This window comes from Sphingobacterium sp. SGG-5 (assembly GCF_011043525.1).
In the GTDB taxonomy this organism is placed as follows: domain Bacteria; phylum Bacteroidota; class Bacteroidia; order Sphingobacteriales; family Sphingobacteriaceae; genus Sphingobacterium.
In genome coordinates this window covers 132,301-156,546 of the sequence record NZ_JAAKGO010000005.1, presented here as the reverse complement: position 1 = coordinate 156,546, position 24,246 = coordinate 132,301, and the positions used below count along the sequence as shown (strand labels likewise).

Below are 24,246 nucleotides of genomic sequence, written 5' to 3'. Positions count from 1 at the left end.
ATGCAGATAGAGTTTAGTATAGGTAAGGTGAAAACATTATTACCGCTAGATGGTATGTCTATTAACCATCAGCGCAAGGGTGTATATAGCATTCTTTTGGTAGATAAGAACAATCATTTTTATTTTAATAAGAAACGGACGGCGATCCCTGAAAATACCATTGTCTTTGTTTCACCGAATTGTCTTTTTGCTATCGACGAAGATACGGAAGATAACAATATATTGACATTTACGAATATCTTTTACAATCGAAGTCATCATGATACCGAATTTTTACAAACTAGTATGCTTTTTCCGGATGCCGGCTATTTTTGCTTCACGGTTCCAACCGAGTTTCAGGCCTATGTAAATTATATTGTCACGATGTTATACGTTTCATCTAAAAATTGCGACAACGCCCTTTACCGTGATTTGGCACATAATCTAATAGAACAGATTATGCTCCAGTGCACGATACACGGAACGGAAGGAAAGACTTTTGGCTATATCGACGATGCGGATCACATTCTTACGACATTATTTAAAGATTTGATAGTCCGGCATATTCAGCAGAGTAGAGCAGTCAAATATTATGCAGATAAGTTGAATATCACCGGAAAACGGTTGTTAAAAGCAACACAACAGGTGCTGGGAAAAACACCGAAAGAAATATTAACAGATTATGTGATCACGCAATTCAAATGGCAACTAATATATACGGATCAAACGATTAAAGAAATCGGCCGAGAATATGGTTTTTTTGATGAAAACAACTTCAGCTCTTTTTTTTCGAAAGAAGTAGGTATGACGCCTACCGAATACCGCAAATTGCACCGAACTAAGCATGGATAGCTCCTTTTAGAGTTTATACCTTATTTTTTATCGGGATGCTGTTGGCGGAATCGAATAAAGTTGTTACTTTAGTAGTATGATATAACATTAACTTATGAAAACAACGGGCATCATCGGTTTAGTTCTCGCATGCATATTAGGAATGCCTGCCGTAAGAGCACAATCTGAGAATGCCGCAGTAAGTTTGAGTATTGTTCTGAGACCTTTATTAAACTTAACAGTTAACCCCGAACAGACAACCTCTTCTTTGGTATACAATACCGCAGAAGATTATCAGGATGGTGTGGAGGTGACAAATAAGGGACACCTTACTGTATTTAGTACAGGGCCATATGTGGTAAATGCCCGCCTGGCCAATGAAGAATATGCTAAAATAACAGGAGAAACCGACGAAGCTATGCATTTGCCCGATGTGAGCATTGCAGCTCTACCGACCGAGGATGGAGGCACTTCCCACCTCGAAACCTCACTACTGACGACAGAAGACAAAAGTTTTATCTTGGAAGATCAACCTGCTTTGAATAAAGTTTTTGATGTGTCTTTTCATGGGCCCGGAGATGGGGCGTTTCTAAAATATGCCTCAAAACAGGGAGCTACCACCTTTACCAATACCATTATTTATAGCTTAGAGGTTCGTTAATGTAGTAGAACAACTACATGTTGTAGTAAAATAACTACATGTTTGAACACATTTATATTTTTTATGCCCTTTTTCATCTTTTTTGAGGTCGCTATTCTGCTGAACTTTGTCCTGTCGGATAAGGGGAATAACCGAACAAAAAAATAGAAATAAGAAAAAAGGAAAATAAAAAATGAAAAACACAATTTTAGCAATCGTATTTGTAGCAGTATCAGTTTTGGGTGCAAAAGCGCAGTCATCGGCCAACGTAAAAGTAAATGTCGTTCTTAATCCCACATTGTCCATTTCTTTAGGAGAAGGCGCAAATGACGGTTCAGCATTTGACGAAGTGACTTTAGAGTACAAGAGTGCAGAGGACTATACGAAGGGTGTGGATACTTTGGTGGCAGATCAATTGAAAGTAACTTCGATCGGTTCCGGTTATCGGGTTAGAGCCGAACTTTCAAACGGTGGTAAATTCGCGAAAAAAGACGGATCAGGTATTGATAATATGGATGCCAGTCAATTATTGGAAATTGGTGTCGGAAGTGCTGCGAACAAAAAAACAGGTGCAGCAGCCATGGACTTCGATAATGTGGGCGGTAGCAACGCATCTTCTTCGGTGCTGAACAAAGATGTAGATGTATACTACAGAGCAAAAGAGTTAAACGAAGGTCAGATCAAACAACTGTTGGGTGACAATGCCACTAAAACTTCGACTGCAACCTATACCGTGGATGTCGTATATACCATCGCTGCAAACTAAATTTAAAGATAACAGTTAATTAATATATAGAAGCAAGTATCTTTGAGGTACTTGCTTTTTCGCTGTTTAAAAAAAGAGATTATCTATGAAAACCACATTACATATTGTCGTTGTTTTTTTTGCGATGTGTCTGATGCATAGGGTTGTGGGGCAGACCGGACTAACCGTGGGACCGCCCCGTGTCTTTTATATCGTGGATGCGGGTCAGAGCCAGACCCAGTATGTTGATGTCACCAATCCGAGCAAGGACTATACCTTAGAGCTTGCCGTTTCATTGGAAGATTGGGAATATTCAGAGATGGGCGATAATATGATCAAGCCCGGAGGAAGTTTACAGACGAGTTGTGTAGACTGGCTGTCGATCTCTGAACCTTTTTTTGCATTGAAGCCGGGCGAATCCAAAAGATTGCAGGTCAATATGCAGGTGCCTAAAGAAGTTTCTTATTCCGATTCGATTCCGGTACATACGGCTATGCTTTTTGTTACGCAGCTAAACCCTCGGGCGGGTGCAGAACAGGAGGGGGCTAACATCCGTTTGGCTGTCCGGGCAGGAATAAAGATCTACCATGGATTTAACAGGCAGGCGAATACCGATTTGGAGATTACCAATCTCAAGTATACGACTCTTGATCAGGCCGGCAAATTTTTAGAGCTGTCGTATGACGTGACCGGTAACACTTGGATGGAAGGACAGATACGTGCCGAATTTATTAATCAAGATAACGGTAAAAAGACGATCGTTGAGGATATCGGTTTTTATTGTCTGCCACATGACAAACGGAAACAGTATATTTCGGTGCCTCAAGAGCTTGTTGCAGGAGACTACATCGCGACGGTTATGTTATTTTATGGTGATCAAAACCTGGTTAAGGCCGCGGAATTAGAATTTAAGTATGAATAGGGTGCAGCCACTCATCTATTTGCTCTTCAGCTTGCTGGTAGCCCTGCCCGTGACCGCACAGTTGAGGTTTGTCGCCTGGTCTAACGAATACCTGGAGATTACCTCGTATTTGGGAATCGAGAGTCATGAACGTTTTAATACATTCCAATTCCAGCTCAACGGTAACAATATTGCTGTTAAAAATTGGTCGCTGTCAGCGCGTATCCTTGCACCGATTGAAGTCGTCGAAGGAGGCCCGAATAGAAGTGGAAAGCCTTTCCCGGCAGACAAAATCAGCCTGCGATGGCGAACGGATGACAATCATACACAGACGAATCTACGGAGCATAGGCGTGAGCCTAAATGATATTATTTTGCAAAACGCCAATGAGGTTTTGCTGATAAACCGCTCCAAAGCCCCCATAAATTCCTATGGAAGCCATTATTCCGTCTTTACGCTGTTTGGATCCCTAAAAATAAGTTCCGGCAAATATCTCGACGATTATACCAGCCCCAATCAATATAAATCCGTTACCTATCGCGTACCGCTTTTATATACCCTATACGATGAACAGGGAAGAATAATCGGGACGCAACAGATTTTCTACATGATACGTGTTTTACCTCGTCTTACCGATGGTAATTTAGTCGATGTAGAGCCGGATTACAGCCTGCAGATAGGTACGGAGGCCGCAAATGCCACCTTAAGCTTTGCCTCAGACCAAGACTACGTACAGGGCGTGTCGCAGGTGCTGACTGATGCGGTCAAAGTACATGCAATGACCGACTTTGAACTTCGTATTAAATCTATGGAGCCGGAGTTTGTTCATAGTGACGGAGAAATTATGCCTTTGTCTATTTTATCTTTACGTCTCACGCCGGGACGAGATGCTAAGACGGTCGTGTCAAATCCGGCTATTGTATTATCATCCAATGAGCAAGTGGCGCTGTCAGGTCTATCAGACGATAAAAAACATGCCCAGTATTTTAATTTAGAATATAAGGCAAACCTGACTAGGCACCAGGTGCTTACTTCGAAACCAGGTACCTATACAGTGTCGTTGCTCTATTTGCTAATCCCCCGTTGACGATGCTCTTGAAAAATAGACTCTATCATGTGCTATTTTTTATTATAGCTTTTTTCTACGGTAACATTGCTTCCGCACAGAAGTTATCGTCAGGAATAAATGTGCATATGGATTCGGTCATTTTCCTGAATACAGGACTCAATACATTGGATGTTGGATTACATAATACAACACATGCGGATTTCAAGGGCTATATCAAACTCTCGTTGCCAAATGGATTATTGAGCTTAGGTGAAACGAAAATGCCTATTCACATTGTGGCGGGTAAAAATCGTTTTTTGTCCATAAAGTTGAGAAGTACAGTACTCACTTCATTACAGGGGCAACAGCTGATAGTCTCGTTAGTAGATGAGCAAGATCAAGATATGGTACAAAAGACGGTCGATATAGAAGTGCCTGAGAAAAGATCGGTAGTCATACAAGACCATTCTGAACTGCAATATCTACAACATGTAGGCGACTCGGTATATATGCGATTGCGGATATTCAATAACGGTACGACAGATGAACCGGTCCGGTTAATATTTTCATCGCCCGACCGCCTAGGAGATCGCGAATTCCGATCGATATCGCTGTCTTTACGTTCCGGCAGGGATACGTTGGTGCAAATGGGATTTCTTGTTGAAAAATATATGCTTCATTTGCCCCGATATACAGTAAGTATAAGTGGTATATATGCAAATAACGATGTTTTTGGTAATACCACGCTGGTTTTTCCGAATGTATCTTCCAGTCGTAACTATAGTCGGATGTACGCTGTAGACAACTATTTGTCCGGTTATTCTAAAAACTATATCGATCTGGAACTGGACCATAATATCGGAGGAACCCAGCTCTATAATATGCGTTCAGAAGGTGCATACCGCTTGTCCGATGGCAAGTTGAGGTACAGCCTCTATGCGAGTCAATGGAGTACCACATGGAATCGACCAAACATCAATAACACCTATATTGAATACGAGCGAGATAATAAAGCAGTTGTCCTGGGCAATATTCAGGAAAATCTGGAAGCACCCTTCTATGGCCGGGGACTCCGGTTCAGTTTTCAGGATACCGTAAACCGCAATCACTTTTCTGCCGGAATTGTAGAAAAGACAAACGATTTATTGGGGCTTTATAATGCTGGGTCCCCAGGTATGACCGGCTTTATAAGGCTTGTTATGGCAGATCAGGATGTCGACCGTCAGCGCTATGAAGGGCAGGTATACTTTGATAATAATAAGATAGATAGCACCGGTAGCTTATTATGGACGAATATGTTCGATTTGTTAAAACCGCAAGTGGCGGACAAAATTCAGCTCAGAGGATATGTCGGCGGGGGTGTAAATTATGCCATCGCAAATCAAACGGAGCCCAGTGTAGCACAACCTTCGGCAGCCGTGGGGATTAAATTAATAGGGCACAGTACACAATGGGCTTATTCAAGCGATAACTTTTACAGTACGGCTTATTACCCCGGCAATAGGAGGGGTGCCTTGCAGCTTACACAACGCCTGAGCCGGAGAAAAGGGACGGCAAGTTATGGAATGGGCCTCATGTATTCCAGCTACACGCCTGAATATATCAACACACGATTAACGCCTTATCATACAAGACAGACAAAAATCGATCTGACAATAAGCAAACCGTTATCATCTTTTATAGGAATCAATATACAGCCCAGTTATAACCGCGAAGGTGCAGGTTATCTTATGCAGCAAGGACTTCAGGATTTATCGACTACTTCCTGGCAAATATTGAGTTCTGCTAATATCCGTTCTAAAAATTACAAACACAATATGTTTCTGACTGTAGAGTCAGGGGTGATCACGGTCGATACTGAAGACAAAGATCATTTTATATTCAGAAGCAACTTTTCATATAATTATGGTTCTTTCGGTGCATTTGGCCTCTTCCAACGTGGAGCTTTTCAGGTATTTGAGATTCTTAATAGTCAGCTGCTGGATTTGCCTTTTGATACCAGAACCTCCTTTGGCGTATCTTACAATGGTGCGCTAATACAAAAGAAACTTTCTTGGAACACGGGTCTATCGACAAGTCTGACATCAAATTTCGGAAACGCCTATACGACAAATATTGGCGCAAATTATCGGATAACAAAAAATACATTGATAACAGGTGCGTTTAGATACAATTATTCTAGTGGGCCGACGGGTTATCCGTATGAGTTTGCCAATGTGCGTTTGGGCATACGCCAAAATCTGAAAAGTCAGAATTTAGATAAACCGTCCGTGCCCACCGGTACATTTCGGATATTTTGTTATTACGATAACAATAATAACGAAGTATTCGATCAAGGAGATGAAGTAGCCACTGGGTATGGTTTTATGGTGCGGAATATTCACTTCGTCACCGACCATAACGGACGATCTTCCTTTAAGAAGATACCATATGGTGACTATATGCTTTTCTTACCTGCATCCAAGGGATACCGGGGTGTTTCGCGGTCTGTATCTATCCACAGTAGATCAATGGATATAGCTGTTCCTTTGCAAAAAGTAAGCTCCGTCAAAGGATATTTATGGATCGACTTTGATGAAAAACTGAGCGTTGCGGCAGATTTATCGTTAGACCGGTATACAGTTGTCGCAAGGAGCGAAAATGGAAGATTGTTTGAAGTGCGTAGCGATCGGACGGGTGAATTTGAGTTTCATCTTCCACAAGGCAGATACGCTGTTTTTATACGAGAAAGCGATTTATCCGCTAATATCTATATGGAAGATAATTTGCAATCAATCACGGTTAAAGAAAATGAACCGATAAAACTACAACCATTCCGGCTCAAAGTACGGTCGAAGAAGCTTGAAATCAAGCGTTTTGGTCGGGGGCGATAGCATACACCCAACATTTCTTTTGATTTTCCTAAAATTTCCCTACCTTAGTAAAACCAGTTTGTGAATTTAAATTCTATTTGTGTTTAAAATAAAGTTGGCGAATACTAACCTTTAGCTTTTTTTAAGAAGTTCAAACCCTTTAAAAGGAATAAATTAAGACATACAGAGTCATAAGATGGAGTCCAGTATAAAACAATTGACGGCAGATGAGTTTTTGAGCTTCCAATCGGGCGATGAACATATTTTCAAATATGTCTATGGTGTCTATTATGATCTGATTATCCAAAAAGTATATCGTCTATGTCGGGAAATTGAAGTTGCGGAAGAGATCGTGCAGGAGTCCTTTGTGCAATTGTTTTTACATAAAGAGAAGCTGAGAGATGCAGCAGGAATATACCCCTATCTTTATATCATTTCCAAAAGGCAAGCTATCTCTTATTTTCGTCGAAAGATATCCCGCGAACGATTCAGAGAAGACTTGCGTCACCAATGGGAGGAACAGAGTGACGAAAGTCAGCAAAGTATGGAAGGAAAGGATATCACCCGTGTAATCTATGATATCATTGACCAACTACCCACCCAACAACGTCTCGTTTACAAAATGAACAAGTTCGACGAAAAATCATATCATGAAATTGCCGATGCCGTGGGGCTTTCCAAGAATACGGTGCGCAACCACATCGCCAATGCATCAAAAATTGTCCGTTTCAAGCTGGATAACCTATTTTTTCTGCTTTTTTTTATAAAAGATATCTTTTGATTAGTACTATCGGGCTGCTTAGGCGTGTATCTATATAGAAGACAAAGCCTAATATGAGTAACCACGAACAGTTGAAGGAGTTAATAATACGTTATCATCAGGGACGATGTAGCGTTGAAGAAGTGACGTTGTTACGTTCCCTCTTACATGACCCAGATAACCAATATATCCTCGAAGATATCTATGACGATCTTCCCGAAGAAAATATAATATCTTCACCCAACCGTAAAGAAGATCTGTATAAACAAATTATACATGACCCACGGATTATTCAACGTACGGAAAATAATACCACGGAAGTAGCTGCACGCGTACTCAAGAGGCAGTGGATGGTTGCAGCTGCTGTTATTTTGATATTGACCCTCCCATTTATTTACTATAAAGAAGTATTTTATGTTCAGATCGCTCAGCAAACGCAAACTGATTCCCTCCAATATGCTATTGTTCCCGGTGGAGATCGTGCCCATATTGTACTTGAAGACGGCCGGGCAATTGATCTGGAGCAAATAGAAGGGGACACAATCATTCAGGAGAAGGGCTTTGCTATCGTAAAAAATAGCGATGGATCGGTGTATTACAGATACGACCATCGGAAAACTGTCAACAGGCCATTAGCCTACAACACGATAATTACACCAAAAGGAGGACAATACCAAATTATGCTTCCAGATGGTACCCACGTGTGGTTGAATGCTGAAAGTAGCTTAAAATATCCTGTGTTTTTTGAGGATGATATGCGGCAAGTGGAATTGAAAGGTGAAGGTTATTTTGAAGTTGCAAAACGGACAAAAGAAGGCAAGTCTATACCTTTTATTGTGCAGGCACGAAACCAGAGACTGGAGGTTTTGGGGACGATATTTAATATTGATAGCTATCACAGTCGGATCAAGACGACATTGGTGGAAGGGAAAGTACGGTTAGGCGTATGGGATAATCCGGGGAAAAGTGTAGTGTTGAAACCCAATGAGCAGTCGATCTTTAGTGATGATAAGCAGACATTTGCAATCAATCAGGTGGATCCGTTATATGCCACGGCTTGGAAAGACGGGAATTTTTCGTTTCATAGATCCACCATACGGGAAGTGATGGAAAGTATATCCCGCTGGTACGATGTAGAAATTGACTATAGAGATACTTTTTCTAATGATTATTTTACCGGAACGATATCCCGATTTGAGCAAATTGACAAGTTACTCAAATCGATCGAATTAACCGGAAGTGTTCATTTTAAAATAGAAGGAAGGAGGATTATCGTGGATAAGTAATATGTACACGGAATTCGTTATGAGCAAAAAACAGGAGCGTTGCGACCGCTCCTGATTTTTGGTCAAAATGACCTGGGATTGAAAATAACCTGTTATCAATTAATAATCAATCGAATACAAATGTATGAAAAAAAACTCGGGAAGTACCTTTCTTATAAGGAGGGCTTTCCACCTAAAATTTCAGTTTTCATGAAATTGTCTTTAGTTGTTCCTTTACTCTTGGTGGCTAATCTACACGTCTGTGCGCTGACTTTTGGACAGACGGTCACCCTGCAAAAACGTAATATCAAGGTAGAGCAGTTATTTAACGAAGTCTATAGACAGACGGGCTATAATGTTTTTTACAACGAATCGATGATTCCTGTACACGCTCGTCTGGATGTCTCTTATGATGGGGAAAGCTTAGCTGCTGTCTTGAAAGATGTTACAGCGAAATATCAGCTCACTTACAAAATTGTCGATAAGAATATCATCCTTGGCAAGCAGCGAACAGCAACAGCTTCGGCTCATATGGTTCGTGAAGAAATCATACAGCAGCGCATGGTATCGGGCCAGGTGTCAGATGAAAATGGACAGCCGCTGGCCGGCGTAACGATCACCGAAGTAGGATATGCCAATGGTGCAATAACCGATGGAGCTGGGAAATTCACGATAACATTACAGGGTACAAATACAAAACTGCGTTTTTCCTTTTTAGGATACGAGACTAAAGAAGTATCCGTAAGCGACAACACTACTCTTAACGTTCATTTAGCACCGGCAATACAAGAAATGGACAACATTGTGGTGGTGGGGTATGGGACGCAAAAGAAGGAGAATCTGACCGGAGCGACGACTGTTGTCGATTCGAAGCTCTTGCAGAGTAGACCTGCGGCAAATGTGTCATCGCTACTGCAAGGTACTGTGCCCAATCTGGAAGTGAAGTTTACCTCCGGACGTCCAGGTGCATCAGGCCGGTTCAATATCCGTGGGGTTAATTCTATATCCAATAATGCTGCCCCTTTGGTCATCATTGATGGTTTTGAAGGAGATATCAACCGGATAAATCCCAACGATGTGGCGTCTATTACCGTGTTGAAGGATGCCTCTGCTGCTGCAGTATATGGTGCACGCGCCTCTTATGGTGTAATTTTGGTTACGACCAAAACAGGTAGCAAAAATGCGTCTTCCATTTCATATTCTGGACAAATGTCGGTGAGTGCGCCGACAACTTCTACCGATTTTGAAACACGTGGATATTATTCTGCAGCCATTAATGACTTGTTTTTTTCCCATTACGCGGGAACCAACTATACCACATATACCGATGATGACTATTATCAATTATGGATAAGGCGGAATGACAAAACCGAGAATCCGGAGAGGCCATGGGTGGTTGTCGATAACAGAGATGGTCGTGATAGTTACGTATACTACGGCAATACCGACTGGTACAACTATCTGTTTAATTCGAAGAGACCCATGCAGACCCACAATATCAATATCAATGGATCTTCAGATGCGATCAGCTATAGCCTCTCGGGCAATTACTTCGATCAGGACGGTATCTTTCGCCGAAACACCGATAATATCAAACGCTATAACTTAAGATCACGGGTTGATTTTAAAGTGAAAGATTGGTTGGATATCAATACCAATATCTCTTATTTCAATTCTGCTTATGCTTATCCAGGAATAGGGGGCATCGAAAATACATTCAACAGCTCGGTGACACATGGACTTGCAAGTATCGTTCCGGTAAATCCGGATGGAACAAACGTCTATACCACCACGATAAGCAATTATTCGTTAATGGATGGTTATTCTGCCCTGTTGACACAGGATTTGCATAAAAATCTGGATAAGATCGGCGAATTTAGTCCGACTATCGAAGCTGTTATCAAACCATTTGAAGGATTTGATGTACGAGCGAGTTACCGGTTTATTCATTATAATTATCAGACGATGAACAAATCGGCGAATATTGGCTATTCCAAATATCCCGGCGAGGAGCTCAGCATTACGTCCGGAATAGGAAATAACCGTTTATATGAGATTCAAACAAATCATCAGTATCAAGCGGTTAATATGTATGCGACGTACACCAAGAATTTGAAGGATACACATGACATTAAATTAATGGGCGGATATAATTATGAGACGAAATATTTAAAAGATATCAAAGTTGCACGTACAGGCCTATTAAGCGATCAGTTAACTGACTTTGAGGTAGCGACGGGTGATGTGATGGAAATCAACGGTGGGCAGAATGAATATGCGTTGTTTGGTGTTTTTTATCGGGCAAATTACGGCTACAAAGATAAATATCTTGTTGAAGCTGCTGGACGTTATGACGGCACTTCTCGTTTTGCCAAAGGTAGCCGGTTTGGATTCTTTCCGTCTTTTTCGGCAGCCTGGCGAATAGATAAGGAAGATTTCTTTCAACAGCTTGATCAACAGCTAATCAGTGGTTTAAAGATTAGAGCATCTTATGGGTCTTTAGGTAATCAACAGGTCGGGTACTATGATTATTTACAGACCATTAATGCGGGAGGTACGCTCTCCTATTCATTCGGTGAGGGTACTGTGGGATCGTATGCAACCGAAAGTGCGCCCAATTCCAGTAAGCTGACCTGGGAGACCGTAAATACGACCAACTTCGGGTTAGATTTAGAATTATTAAATAACCGATTAAGTTTCACCGGAGATATTTATCGACGAGAAACCTTAAATATGCTTACCGCAGGCAAGGCTATTCCTGCTTATTATGGAGCATCCATACCCAAGGAAAATGCTTCGGATCTCTTGACGAAAGGTTGGGAAATGAGTGTGAATTGGAAAGATAATCTGGGGCTCGCAGGCAAGCCTTTAAATTATTATTTTGGAGTAGGATTGGGAGACAATACGTCAAAAATTACACGTTTTGATAACCCTAATAGAAATTTAGCTAACTTTTACGAAGGTCAGGAGCTTGGTGAAATATGGGGTTATGAAGTGAATCGTTTTTTCCTTTCGGATGAAGAAGCAACCAATTACGACGTAGACCAAAAATCTGTAAATTCCATTATCAATACGTCTGCTATCGATCAGGGGCTCCATGCTGGGGATCTAAAATTTGAAGATTTAGATGACGATAAGAAAATATCCCAAGGTGATAATACCGTCGATAATCCAGGTGACAGACGAATAATCGGAAATTCACTACCACGCTATAATTTCAACATTCACCTTGGTGGAAGCTGGAATAATATTGATCTCGCTGTCTTTGTACAAGGCGTAGGAAGGCAACATTGGTATCCAGGGATAAATGCGGAGAATTTTTGGGGACCCTATTCAAGACCATACGCTACTTTTATACCGAGTGATTTCCTAAGTCGTGTCTGGAGTGAGGAAAACCCGAATGCTTATCTTCCAAGGCCCCGTGGGTACATTGCCTTAAACGATGGTAACCGTTCATTAGGCGTTGCCAATTCGATGTATTTACAGAACCTGATGTATGCCCGGCTAAAGAATATTACTGTGGGGTACACACTTCCCGCTAATATTTCCTCCAAAGCAGGCCTTTCGCGGGTGCGATTATATTTTAGTGGAGAAAATATGTTGACACTTACCAAGTTAAAAAGCAAATATATTGATCCTGAACAAGCATCCACAGAAAATACATACAAGGACGCTACGAGTAATGCCAAAATTTATCCGTGGGCAAAGACTTTTATGTTTGGATTAGATATTAGCCTTTAAATCTAATAGTTATGATGACGAAATTGAATATGATAATGACGATACTGGGAGGATGTGTATTCTTTCTGGTGTCCTGCGATTTGGATAAAATACCGTTGGCGGCGTTGTCGCCTGATACGTATTTTTCTAATGAAGAAGAATTGCAACTGTATAGCAATAAGTTCTATCAGGATATATTGCCTACCGGCCCGAGCGTTTATAGTGACAACGCCGACGTAATCATTATTACGCCTTTAAATGAGTCCGTTTCTGGCCAACGGAGCGTGCCGTCTACCGGTGGTGGCTGGTCGTGGACTGCACTGCGGCGTATTAATTATATGCTGGCCAATTCGCACAACACGAAGGATATTGCGGTGCGTAATCAATATGATGCAGTCGCGAAATTCTTTCGTGCGTACTTTTATTTCGAGAAATTAAAAAGATTCGGAGGAGTGCCTTGGTTTAATACGGTAATCGGATCCAATGATGAATTATTGTTCAAGCCGAGGGATTCCAGAGATCTTATTGCCGACTCTATTGTACGGGATTTAGATTTTGCTATCGCCCATTTATCAACCGACAAGAATATTTATCGCGTTAATAAATGGACAGCCATGGCTCTCAAATCGCGAGCAACGCTTTTTGAGGGAACCTTCCGGAAATACCACGGTTTGGCGGATGCTGAAAAATACCTGACTTTATGCGTGGAGGTTTCGGAAAAGCTGATAGACGATGGCGGATATTCGCTCTATACGGCAGGCTCCGCGCCATACCGGGATCTTTTTGCGAATACAAATGCGATCGGTCAGGAGGTTATTTTGGCGAGAGACTATAACGCTGATCTGGGCTTATTCCATGATGTGCAGAATTACGAGAACACCAGTACCCGGGGCCGGCCAGGACTTTCGAAGACTTTTGTGAATACCTACTTGCGGGCAGACGGAGGAAGGTTCACAGACCTTCCCGGATATGCGACGAAGGAGTTTACGGAAGAGACCCAAAATAGGGATCCCCGTATGGCTCAGACTATCCGCACACCTGGTTACACACGGATCGGGAGTTCGACAAAGGTAGCCCCCAATCTGACCCATGCGATTACGGGGTATCATTTGACGAAATACAGCATGGAACCGATATATGATGCAGCAGGGAAAAGTATGACAGATATACCGCTGTTCCGGATTGCCGAAACCTATTTGAACTTTGCAGAAGCAAAAGCTGAGTTAGGGACCGTGCTGACCCAAGAAGATCTGGATAAGTCGGTCAATATGTTGCGCCGAAGAGTACAGATGCCTGACTTGAAATTAGCCGTAGCTAACGCAAATCCGGATCCTTATTTATTGAGTACCGAAACCGGATATCCGAATGTTTCGGGTCCAAATCAAGGAGTGATCTTAGAAATACGGAGAGAGCGTGCTGTGGAGCTTGTGATGGAGGGTCATCGGTATTACGATGTCATGCGCTGGAAAGTAGGGAAATTATTCGAAAAGCCATTTTTAGGTATGTATTTCGCAGGTTTAGGCGATTATGATTTGGATAATAGCGGAAGTCTTGATGTCTGCTTATATCAGGGTACGAAGCCAAGTTCATCCGCAAGCCTCTTCCTTGAGGTCGGACAGGATATTATTTTATCGGAAGGGGATCATGGTAATGTCGTTGCCCATGGTAATATCCCCCGGAGCTTTCGGGAGGAGAGGGATTACCTGTATCCCATACCTTCGGAAGAGATTCATTTGTCGAATGAGATTTTAGAACAAAACCCTTATTGGAATTAGTCATGAAAAAGAACAACATTCGTATAACATATATTTGGTTCTTGCTGCTGTCATTTACCATTCTGGGGTGCAGCAAGACCTTATTAGATAATTCGGAGTACGGTCATCTGCTACCGGAAATTAAAGAACCAGTTCCACCCGTAATCCACGAAACACTAAAGGATAAGGAAGGTTGGGCCATTGATACGATGGAAAATGGTTTAATACATTATCAGTTTTCAAAATACATTCAGACACAGACGGCTAATCAGTTCGTGAATGTCGTCGAGGTGGATTTGACTGATTCCGATTATGAATTGGAGTTTGTCTCTTTAGCAGCGAATGATACTTTATCGGCCGTAGCGGCCGATCGGGATGCAATTGCGGGTATCAACGGTACCTACGAAATGGATGCCAGCTTTATTAAGGTGAATGGAAATGTTATTTCTCCCATTACGCTGACAGATCCACATTTACGGTTTTGGAAACATGAGGGTGCGATATCCTATAATGCCGGGCAGGATCTCACCATTGGTTATGGTACCAAAGAGGGATATCAGTCTTCTTCCTACCTTAACATTTTTTCAGGTGCTCCCGTCTTGATTGATGATTATAAGAAAGTTGGAGAGGACTTTATCGGCGATGTAACAGGTATTAACCTTAATACCTTGGATTATGAGGATTACAGAAGGCATCAGGGTGTGCGTCACCCGCGAACAGCTGTAGCCTTGACGGAGAATAATAAGCTTTTGTTGGTTACGATCGACGGAAGATTTCCGGAGTCGGCGGGTATGACGGCGAAGGAAGTGACACAATTTATGGCCAATTATTTTGCACCACAATATGCCTTAAATATGGATGGTGGCGGTTCGACAACCATGTTTATCAAAGATAAAGGATATAAAGGCGTAGTCAATTACCCCACGGATAACGAAAAGAGAGATCATTATGGGCAACGGAAATTGCGGACTTTTATTCTGGTGAAAAAGAAGAGCGGTGACGGTGACTTTGCAGGTGGGGATGGTACGGAAAATAATCCGTTCCTCATTTCCACGGCTAATCAGTTGCAAAATATGCATAGTCTGAATTGGAGTGGAACCAAAACCAATCCTTATTATTTTAAATTGACGGCTGATATTGATATGATCGGCCGGAGCTGGACACCGTTGAACAGCGCAGATCCTTATGAACGGTTCTTGCATTTCGATGGCAACGGACATATCATTAAGAATTTAAAAGTTGCTAAGACTTCCTATGGTAGTTTCTTCGGAATACTCGTCGGATCGTGTAAAAATCTTGGGCTCGTCAATGTAGATATGGAATCGTCAAATGGTGGGGGAGCCTTTGGCGGATATCTGGGTGTTAAGACGCCTGACGTTCCGGCCAAGACAGGCCGCCTGGAGAATTGCTTTTCTACGGGCAAAGTTGTGGGTACAGATGGTGTCGGTGGGTTGATAGGCAATGTTGGTAAGCCAAGCGGCAATGTGGTAAGCACGATTGTCAATTGTTTTTCAACAGCCGACGTAACGGCAACCAGTACCGGTGGAAATAGCAGGGTTGGAGGGATTGCCGGAATTATCTACGATGGTGGCGCGGTGGATCATTGCTTTGCCACAGGTAATATCGTTTCCAATACGGGAAGTGGTAAAGGAGCAGGTGGGGTTGTCGGGTGGACTGATAGCAAAATAAAGGGGCTGATAGCGTTCAACACATCGATCAGCAATGCAGGAGCTACAGGAACTGCAGGTCGTATTGCATCGACGATGGGGCAAGTCGGTGGAATTATCGCACAGGGTGAAAACTGCTGGGCTTCTGAAGACGTCAAAGTGTACAAAAATGGTGTGTTAGTACCATCTTCAAGCTACGTCACGGGAGAAGTTACGGTCATGCAGACGGCTTATGATGGTGAAACCAAGACAAAAGCTTTCTTAAGCGACATTAATAATTACCAAAGTATATTAGGTTGGCAATTAGGTCCGTCTCACCCATGGGCGGCAACAACCAACAGCAAGGGATATCCTATTCTGCAATGGCTGTTCCTGCGAGGGGATTATGAGGATTATTATTAAAATACTACAGCCCTATTAAAAAAGCCTTTGGACTTCCATCCAAAGGCTTTTTTAATACATCGGTAATGTCTTCTACAACTGTTTTTCTAATTTATCTACCAAAACAGATTTAGGTACAGCACCAATTTGTTTGTCCACGATCTCACCGTTTTTGAAGAAAAGTAAAGCAGGGATGTTACGGATTCCATATTTCACCGAAATGTCCGCGTTATGGTCCACGTTCACTTTGCCGACCACGGCTTTACCTTCATATTCTTTTGCAATTTCTTCGACAATTGGACCGACCATACGACATGGTCCGCACCATTCGGCCCAAAAATCGACCAAGACGGGTTTATCGGATTTTAGCACAACCTCATCAAAAGTGCTATCTGTAATTTCTAATGCCATAATTATTTCCTCTCTTGTAAATTACACAAATATAAATAAAACCTACCACATTGGATTTGTCTTCCCATGTGATATTATTTATGGGCTATCAATTTAATCTATATTTAATCCCTTCAAGCTCCTCCAGCCCCGCTAACAGTTCGTTTGTTAATCTAATTTTCGTGGCCTTCGCAGGCATTTCGACCGATATTTCCTCTTGCACATCCACGACCTGGAATTTTAAAGCACAGCTTGCTTGTTCTCCTTCCTGCTGGGTAGATTGGATCAACTCTTCAATATGTGTGATAACTTCTTCATCCAGCCTTTGCAGCGCAATCTGGATGGTAAAGCTTTTGGCTAACTTATCGCGCAGTTCCGACAAAAGCTGAATATTTTTCAGTTCAAATCCCCAGTTGCCCACCTGTTTGAACCGCTCTTGTACCAAACCTTTGATCTGTACAAAGTATCCCTCTTGGAGATAGCCTTTAAATCTGACATAATCTTCACCAAAAATGGCAATATCAAAAGAATCAGAATAATCTTCTATTATGAATGAACCGAATGGCTTGCCCGCCTTCGATATCCGATGGGCCACATTCGAGATGATGCCACCTATAGTGATCTCCCTGTTTTTGATGCGGTTAAAATCCTTCAACACCTCTTCATCGACTTCAGACGCTTTGACCTTATTGATGAGCTGTAAGTCGACTACCCTGTTCGGACAAAAGTGGTCAATTTCAAGCTTATAGTTGTCCAAAGGATGACTCGTGAGGTAAATCCCGATAACATCCTTTTCGTATTTTAACTTTTCGATCAATCCCCATGGTGGACAGGAGGGAAGCAAAGGCTCGGGCAAAGAAACTGCCGCACCACCACCGAACAGACTCGCTTGTGCGGATTGCTCGTTTTCTTTAAAACGTTGTCCAAATCTGACCGCTTTCTCAATGCCGGTAAGTCCATCACTATCTTTAAAAAAGTACTGCGCCCGATGTGTATCTTTAAAACTGTCGAATCCGCCCGCATAGGCCAAGCTTTCAAAAGCTTTCTTGTTTGCTGCACGCAGATCTACCCGTTTTGCAAAATCGAAAATGGATTTGTAGGGTTCAGCTGTACGTGTTTGTACGATCGTGTCCACCGCACCGGCACCCACACCCTTTACAGCGCCTATTCCAAAACGAATAGCCCCATTATCATTTACGGTGAATTTGTAATGCGACTCATTGACGTCAGGCCCCAATACCTCCAATCCCATATGCTTACATTCTTCCATAAAGAAAGTCACCTGTTTGATGTCGTTCATATTGTTGGACAGCACGGCCGCCATATATTCCGCCGGGTAGTGTGCTTTTAAGTAGGCCGTCTGGTAAGCTACCCAAGCGTAACATGTCGAGTGTGACTTGTTAAAAGCATAACTCGCAAACGCTTCCCAGTCCGTCCATATTTTCTCCAATATTTTCGGATCATGGCCATTTTCTGCCGCTTGTCCGACAAATTTAGGCTTCATCTTATCCAATACTGCTTTCTGCTTCTTACCCATCGCCTTACGCAGTACGTCGGCATCACCTTTGGAGAAGCCTGCCAGTTTTTGGGACAGCAGCATGACCTGCTCCTGATAGACGGTAATACCGTACGTTTCTTTTAAATATTCTTCACAGGCATCTAGGTCATAGGTGATCGGTTCTATGCCATGTTTACGTTTAACGAAAGAAGGTATATATTCCATCGGCCCCGGGCGGTATAACGCGTTCATCGCAATGAGGTCGGCGAAAACCGTCGGCTTCAGCTCTTTCATGTATTTTTGCATGCCGGGCGACTCGTATTGGAACACACCTATCGTTTCGCCACGTTGAAAAAGCTCGTAGGTCAAGGTATCATCGATCGGAAAATTATCCGGATCGAGTTCAATCCCATGACGTAATCTGACATTTACAACAGTATCCTTAATCAAAGTCAAGGTCTTCAGACCCAGAAAGTCCATTTTCAATAATCCCGCACTTTCTACCACCGAGTTGTCGAACTGGGTGACATACAGATCCGAATCTTTCGCTAAAGACACGGGTACAAAATTGGTGATGTCATCCGGCGTGATGATAACCCCACAGGCATGTATACCGGTGTTTCGCATCGAACCCTCCAGCACACGAGCCTGCTTGATGGTCTCCGCTTCCAGGCCGGCACCATCCGCCAACGATTTTAACCGGTTTACGGATTCCATCTCTTCTGACCGCAATACTTCCTTCAAGGCCTTCTCCTCCATGTTGAAGATCTTGCTCAGTTTTAAGTTGGGGATAAGTTTAGCGATCTCGTTAGCATCCGATAAAGGTAAGTCCAAGACACGTGCCGTGTCTTTAATCGAAGATTTTGCGGCCATTGTACCGTACGTGATAATCTGTGCCACCTGTGATGCACCGTATTTATCGATCACATACTGCATGACACGTCCCCGTCCTTCATCGTCAAAATCGATATCAATATCGGGCATCGATACACGATCCGGATTTAGGAAACGCTCAAACAGGAGATCATATTGGATGGGATCTAAGTTGGTTATCCCTAAACAATAGGCTACTGCTGATCCTGCTGCTGATCCACGTCCCGGTCCTACCGATACCCCCATATCACGAGCAGCGGCAATGAAATCCTGCACAATCAAGAAATATCCCGGGTAGCCTGTACGCTCGATGGTTGCCAGTTCAAAATCAAGTCTTTCGCGGATTTCTGGCGTTATTTCTGGATATCGCTTCTCTGCTCCAACGTATGTCAAGTGACGTAAATAAGCATTTTCACCGCGTTTGCCACCATCGGCATCATCTTGTGAATCCTGGAATTCTACGGGAATTTCAAACTTCGGAAGCAAGACGTCCCTGTTTAAAGAATATATCTCGATTTTGTCCAGAACTTCCTGGATATTCAGAACAGCTTCGGGGAGATCTGCAAAGGCCATTTTCATTTCTTCGGCAGATTTGAAGTAATATTCTTGGTTGGGCATCCCATAGCGAAAACCTCGTCCTCTACCTATCGGTGTCGACAGCTTCTCCCCATCTTTGACGCACAGAAGGATGTCGTGCGCATGGGCATCTGCCTTCCGGACATAATAGGTATTGTTGGTGGCAATCAGTTTGACATCATGTTTCGCTGCCAATCGTACCAGGGTTTCATTCACACGGTTTTCATCCTCTTGGCCATGTCGCATGATTTCCATGTAGAAATCACCTCCAAAAGTTTCTTTCCACCATAATAAAGCTTCTTCTGCTTGATTTTCACCAATATTCAGCACTTTGTTCGGAATTTCCCCGTACAAGTTTCCCGACAGCACGATAATCCCTTCCGTATACCGCTGTATAACCTCTTTGTCGATACGGGGTACGTAATAAAAACCTTCGGTGTAAGCAATAGAGGCCATCTTTGCGAGATTATGATAACCGGTTTTGTTTTTCGCTAAGAATACGACTTGGTAGCCATTGTCCTTTCTTGTCTTGTCCTTTCTATCTTCACAGACGTAGAATTCACACCCCACGATGGGTTTTATGACCTGCTCTGTAAACGCTTCACCCGTCTCCAAGGCTTCTTTTTGCTTGGCCTCGACTTCCTTATTGTGACCAATGATCCGGCTGACGAACTGAAAAGCACCCATCATATTGCCATGATCGGTTAAGGCCACTGCGGGCATATTATATTCGATAGCAGCCGATACCAGGCTACCGATAGATATCGTCGATTGCAATACCGAAAACTGGGAGTGATTGTGTAAATGCGCAAAAGGTGCATCTTGTAAAGCGGCTAATAACGTATCATCAACAACCGTTGTGTCTACAGGTTGCTCGCGCTTGCGTATCGCATCAGAAGCCGCTTTGAGGTTGATATGTGTCAGCCCTACTGTCGCTATCGTCCCAGGGTTTTGCTCTTTAAATGTGATGAAATAACCCGTATCGACCTGCAACTCTTCGGGCGTGAAAATCTCCCGGCGAACAAGCTCGAAGAAACAACGTGTGGTCGCTTCAACGTCGGCCGTAGCATTGTGTGCTTCCGCGAAGGGTACCCCAAACAGGTAGGAGTGGAGCTCCGTCAGGTTGGGTAATTTAAAACGTCCCCCACGTCCGCCGGGCAACTGTAACAGCTCAGCAGTAACTTCCGTACAGGTGTCCAGCACAGGCATTTTAGCCATCGGGCTTTCCACGCCATAGCGATAAAATTCGCAGCCCATGATGTTGAGGTCAAAGCCAATATTTTGGCCGACGACAAACTTGGCCTTAGCTAAAGCTTCGTTGAATTTTGTCAGGACTTCGGGTAGTGGCACCCCTTGCTCAAGCGCTAATTCCGTAGAAATGCCATGTATTTTCTCTGAATCATAAGGGATATTAAAACCGTCAGGTTTAATGAGGTAATCCTGATGTTCGATAAGACGTCCCATATCGTCATGCAACTGCCAGGCGATCTGAATACATCTCGGCCAATTGTCTGTATCGGTAATAGGCGCGTCCCAGCGTTTGGGTAATCCTGTAGTTTCGGTATCAAATATGATATACATAGCTTCTCTTTAGTGGACACTCAAAATTACGCAAATATTACCACATCCACTATTATCATGTAAAAGTCAAACTGCTTTTTTGGATTTTATTTTATGCAAAATATCTTTTTACTTTGCATCACAACTTTTGAACTATTTCATGTAATAGTCAAAAGTAAAAAGGTGGTGATGTATGAAGATAAATTTACGTGCTGTATTATATGTATTAACCCTATTTGTTTGTACCCAAGCGTTTGGCCAAACCTTAGATATCCGAGGACGCGTATTGGACGCACAGACAAAAGAGGCTATTTCCTTTGCGACCGTAGCTGTTGTAGGTAGTAGTCACAGCACTTATACCGACGACAATGGTAATTTTAACTTGGTCATATCCGATTCCAAATCCACGGTGCGGGTTTCATATGTCGGCTATATCAGCCAGGATTTAGCCATCTCCCCAAAAAACACAAATTTTCAGATTCTACTCCAATCCGAGAATGTTATTGAGGAGGTTGTAGTAAAAAAGCCGCGACTGAAATATTCCAATAAAAATAATCCTGCTGTAGAATTGATCCGGCAGGTTATCGCTCACCGTGACTCCAATAGAATGGCGGGGCAGGAATTTGTCCAGTACGAACAATACGAAAAAATTTCCTTGGGTTTGAGTAACCTGACTTCAACATTTAAAAACAAGAAAATCTTTAAGAAATACCAGTTCCTTTTCAAAAAAGACAGCGAGTCGACGGAGGACAAATATATTTTGCCGGCTTATATCGAAGAGAAGGTTTCAAAGATCTACTACCGCAAAGACCCCCAAAAAACGAAGCAATATATTCTGGCAGAGCAGCGTGCCGAGTTTGATCCGAAATTTGTGGACAACAATGGAATATCCAACTATTTCAACAAACTGTATGAACACATTGATATTTATGATAATGATATCACCTTACTGACGAATCAGTTCTTGAGCCCTATCGCAAATTCAGCACCTACCTTTTATCGGTTTTATATCACGGATACTATAAAGACAGCAGCGCAGGAGCTGGTGGAACTGAGTTTTTTCCCGCGGAATAAGGCAGATCTATTGTTCCAAGGTAAATTATACATCACGCTCGACGGGCAGTATGCGGTGCAGGAAGTCAAGATGGAGGTCAACGAGGATATCAACCTCAATTTTGTCCGGGATCTTCAGATCGAGCTTGCCTTTGCAAGAGATAACCGGAACAAATACTACCTGAATAAAAGCAGCCTGGGAATCGATTTTGCATTAACAGAAAAAGGGAAAGGTATTCGCGGAAATCGGATTGTCTATTATAAAGATTATATCAGCGGAAAGCAGCAGCCCGACAGTATATATGCGGGTGAAGCTGTCGTGAAAATGCCACTCCCCGCTGTTGAGGAAAGTAATGAAAGCTATTGGGCAAATTTAAGATTTGAACCGCTCAGTCCGGAAGAACAAAACATCTATCGTAACATTGACTCCTTGCAACTGATGTCCTCCTTCCGTCGAATTATGGATATTGGTTCGTTGGTGCTTGCGGGCTATAAGCAAGCCGGACCTGTAGAAATAGGGCCAGTAAACACGTTTTACAGTTACAATCCTGTCGAGGGATTTCGTCTTCGTGTGGGCGGACGTACAACGGATGTACTAAGTACACGTTTTTATTCAGAAGCCTATGCCGCGTATGGTTTCTTGGACCAAAAATGGAAATATTTCCTCAGCGGTACCTACTCGTTGAATAACAAGTCCATATACACCTTTCCACAACATTACATCCGGGCTTCGTTTCAGCGGGACACCAAGATACCTGGTCAAAATCTTGAGTTTGTACAAGAAGATAATATATTCTTGTCCCTGAAACGGGGAGAAAATGAAAGTTACCTCTATAACGACATCTATCGCGTCGACTATAAGGTGGAGTTTAAAAACAACTTTTCCGTCGCTGCAGGTTTAAGCAAATGGAAACAGCAGCCTGCCGGTGTATTAAAATATAAATTGCCGGGTATAGAAGGAGGAATGCCGTCTTTTGTACACGATCTTCATACGACCGAAGCCTCAGTAGGCCTACGGTGGGCACCCCACGAGGAATATTATCAGGGAAAATCATACCGTAAACCTTTTTTTAACAAATACCCGATTTTCACCCTGAATTATACGGCAGGTATCAAAGGGTTTTTAGACGGGCAGTACAGTTACCATAACCTGAACGCAGGTGTCTTCAAACGTGTATACCTGTCGCAGTTCGGCTACGCGGATGTCAATCTGGATGGTGCTTATATTTTGGGGAGCAACCTGCCTTTTCCTTTGTTGACGATACACCGGGCGAATCAAACATATGCCTATCAATTGCAATCATATAACCTGATGAATTTTTTGGAATTTGTGTCCGATCATCATGCGGCGCTAAATGTCCAGTATTATATGAACGGGTTCTTATTGAATAAAATCCCGCTCTTAAAACGACTGCAGCTGCGGGAGGTGTTTAGTGTAAAAGGGGTGTACGGTGGACTGCGTAGGGAGAATAACCCGAGCTACAACGACGATGTTTTTGCCTGGCAGACCAACTCCAAGGGAGAAGTTTCTTCATTTACATTTGGTACAGAGCCTTACATGGAAGCCAGTGTAGGACTATCCAATATCTTCAAAATTCTGCGTATCGATATGGTCAAGCGTCTGAATTACCTGGATCATCCCTCCGTGTCGGAATGGGGTCTGCGTGCGCGGGTCAAATTTGATTTCTGATCTGGCCGAAAATAACGTGATTTTTCGTGAAATGAGGGAAACAATTTTATCTTTGCGAGGGTT

General features: G+C 42.7%; 14 protein-coding genes. 12 read left to right on the top strand and 2 right to left on the bottom strand.

Translation table 11 applies throughout. The annotated features are described in order from the left end of the window. The 11 genes from G5B30_RS09205 (at position 1) to G5B30_RS09155 (ending at position 16,564) form a co-directional block, all read left to right on the top strand. Positions 1 to 831, top strand: a complete 831-nt coding sequence (locus G5B30_RS09205) for a helix-turn-helix domain-containing protein (protein ID WP_165319690.1) — start codon at positions 1 to 3, stop codon at positions 829 to 831. Between the two features lie 94 nt (positions 832 to 925). Continuing rightward, entirely contained in the window at positions 926 to 1,471 is a 546-nt protein-coding gene (locus tag G5B30_RS09200; protein WP_165319689.1) for a hypothetical protein, read from the top strand. Between the two features lie 172 nt (positions 1,472 to 1,643). Beyond that, the gene (locus G5B30_RS09195) at positions 1,644 to 2,216 is read left to right on the top strand and encodes a hypothetical protein (RefSeq protein ID WP_165319688.1); all 573 of its coding nucleotides are present in this window, start codon (positions 1,644 to 1,646) and stop codon (positions 2,214 to 2,216) included. An 85-nt stretch (positions 2,217 to 2,301) separates the two neighbouring features. Further along, the gene (locus tag G5B30_RS09190) at positions 2,302 to 3,117 is read left to right on the top strand and encodes a hypothetical protein (RefSeq protein WP_240903165.1); all 816 of its coding nucleotides are present in this window, start codon (positions 2,302 to 2,304) and stop codon (positions 3,115 to 3,117) included. Continuing rightward, entirely contained in the window at positions 3,110 to 4,183 is a 1,074-nt protein-coding gene (locus G5B30_RS09185) for a hypothetical protein (protein ID WP_165319687.1), read from the top strand. Before G5B30_RS09190 ends, G5B30_RS09185 begins: the two co-directional genes overlap by 8 nt. 8 nt (positions 4,184 to 4,191) lie before the next feature. Beyond that, a complete protein-coding gene (locus G5B30_RS09180) occupies positions 4,192 to 7,017 on the top strand; it encodes a hypothetical protein (RefSeq protein WP_165319686.1) in 2,826 nt (941 codons plus the stop codon). A 175-nt stretch (positions 7,018 to 7,192) separates the two neighbouring features. Beyond that, entirely contained in the window at positions 7,193 to 7,777 is a 585-nt protein-coding gene (locus tag G5B30_RS09175; RefSeq protein ID WP_165319685.1) for an RNA polymerase sigma factor, read from the top strand. Between the two features lie 53 nt (positions 7,778 to 7,830). Beyond that, the gene (locus tag G5B30_RS09170) at positions 7,831 to 9,042 is read left to right on the top strand and encodes a FecR family protein (protein WP_165319684.1); all 1,212 of its coding nucleotides are present in this window, start codon (positions 7,831 to 7,833) and stop codon (positions 9,040 to 9,042) included. 189 nt (positions 9,043 to 9,231) lie between these two features. Beyond that, positions 9,232 to 12,762 (top strand): SusC/RagA family TonB-linked outer membrane protein, encoded by a 3,531-nt coding sequence (locus G5B30_RS09165; RefSeq protein WP_165319683.1) that lies wholly within the window; start codon positions 9,232 to 9,234, stop codon positions 12,760 to 12,762. Between the two features lie 11 nt (positions 12,763 to 12,773). Continuing rightward, positions 12,774 to 14,516: a RagB/SusD family nutrient uptake outer membrane protein gene (locus tag G5B30_RS09160; protein ID WP_240903164.1), complete on the top strand. Its 1,743-nt coding sequence runs from the start codon at positions 12,774 to 12,776 to the stop codon at positions 14,514 to 14,516. 2 nt (positions 14,517 to 14,518) lie between these two features. After that, complete coding sequence (locus tag G5B30_RS09155; protein ID WP_165319682.1) at positions 14,519 to 16,564, top strand: phosphodiester glycosidase family protein; 2,046 nt, start codon at positions 14,519 to 14,521, stop codon at positions 16,562 to 16,564. Positions 16,565 to 16,636: 72 nt separating this feature from the next. Here G5B30_RS09155 and trxA read toward each other — a convergent pair whose 3' ends face one another. Together trxA and dnaE are read right to left on the bottom strand one after the other, a co-directional pair. Then, on the bottom strand, positions 16,637 to 16,954 hold the full coding sequence (trxA, locus tag G5B30_RS09150; RefSeq protein WP_165319681.1) for a thioredoxin: 318 nt from the start codon (positions 16,952 to 16,954) through the stop codon (positions 16,637 to 16,639). Between the two features lie 88 nt (positions 16,955 to 17,042). Then, positions 17,043 to 21,461 carry a DNA polymerase III subunit alpha gene (gene dnaE, locus G5B30_RS09145; protein WP_165319680.1) on the bottom strand — a complete coding sequence of 1,473 codons (4,419 nt, stop codon included), beginning with the start codon at positions 21,459 to 21,461 and terminating at the stop codon, positions 17,043 to 17,045. A gap of 172 nt (positions 21,462 to 21,633) precedes the next feature. On the opposite strand from dnaE, the gene G5B30_RS09140 reads away from it, so the two are divergent. After that, on the top strand, positions 21,634 to 24,183 hold the full coding sequence (locus tag G5B30_RS09140; protein ID WP_165319679.1) for a DUF5686 and carboxypeptidase-like regulatory domain-containing protein: 2,550 nt from the start codon (positions 21,634 to 21,636) through the stop codon (positions 24,181 to 24,183). Positions 24,184 to 24,246 lie beyond the last annotated feature (63 nt).

Bases quoted from the DNA above. Each gene is read 5' to 3' on its own strand.
- G5B30_RS09205 (WP_165319690.1), top strand. From the start codon at position 1: ATGCAGATAGAGTTTAGTATAGGTAAGGTGAAAACATTATTACCGCTA.
- G5B30_RS09200 (WP_165319689.1), top strand. From the start codon at position 926: ATGAAAACAACGGGCATCATCGGTTTAGTTCTCGCATGCATATTAGGA.
- G5B30_RS09195 (WP_165319688.1), top strand. From the start codon at position 1,644: ATGAAAAACACAATTTTAGCAATCGTATTTGTAGCAGTATCAGTTTTG.
- G5B30_RS09190 (WP_240903165.1), top strand. From the start codon at position 2,302: ATGAAAACCACATTACATATTGTCGTTGTTTTTTTTGCGATGTGTCTG.
- G5B30_RS09185 (WP_165319687.1), top strand. From the start codon at position 3,110: ATGAATAGGGTGCAGCCACTCATCTATTTGCTCTTCAGCTTGCTGGTA.
- G5B30_RS09175 (WP_165319685.1), top strand. From the start codon at position 7,193: ATGGAGTCCAGTATAAAACAATTGACGGCAGATGAGTTTTTGAGCTTC.
- G5B30_RS09170 (WP_165319684.1), top strand. From the start codon at position 7,831: ATGAGTAACCACGAACAGTTGAAGGAGTTAATAATACGTTATCATCAG.
- G5B30_RS09165 (WP_165319683.1), top strand. From the start codon at position 9,232: ATGAAATTGTCTTTAGTTGTTCCTTTACTCTTGGTGGCTAATCTACAC.
- G5B30_RS09160 (WP_240903164.1), top strand. From the start codon at position 12,774: ATGATGACGAAATTGAATATGATAATGACGATACTGGGAGGATGTGTA.
- G5B30_RS09155 (WP_165319682.1), top strand. From the start codon at position 14,519: ATGAAAAAGAACAACATTCGTATAACATATATTTGGTTCTTGCTGCTG.
- trxA (WP_165319681.1), bottom strand. From the start codon at position 16,954: ATGGCATTAGAAATTACAGATAGCACTTTTGATGAGGTTGTGCTAAAA.
- dnaE (WP_165319680.1), bottom strand. From the start codon at position 21,461: ATGTATATCATATTTGATACCGAAACTACAGGATTACCCAAACGCTGG.
- G5B30_RS09140 (WP_165319679.1), top strand. From the start codon at position 21,634: ATGAAGATAAATTTACGTGCTGTATTATATGTATTAACCCTATTTGTT.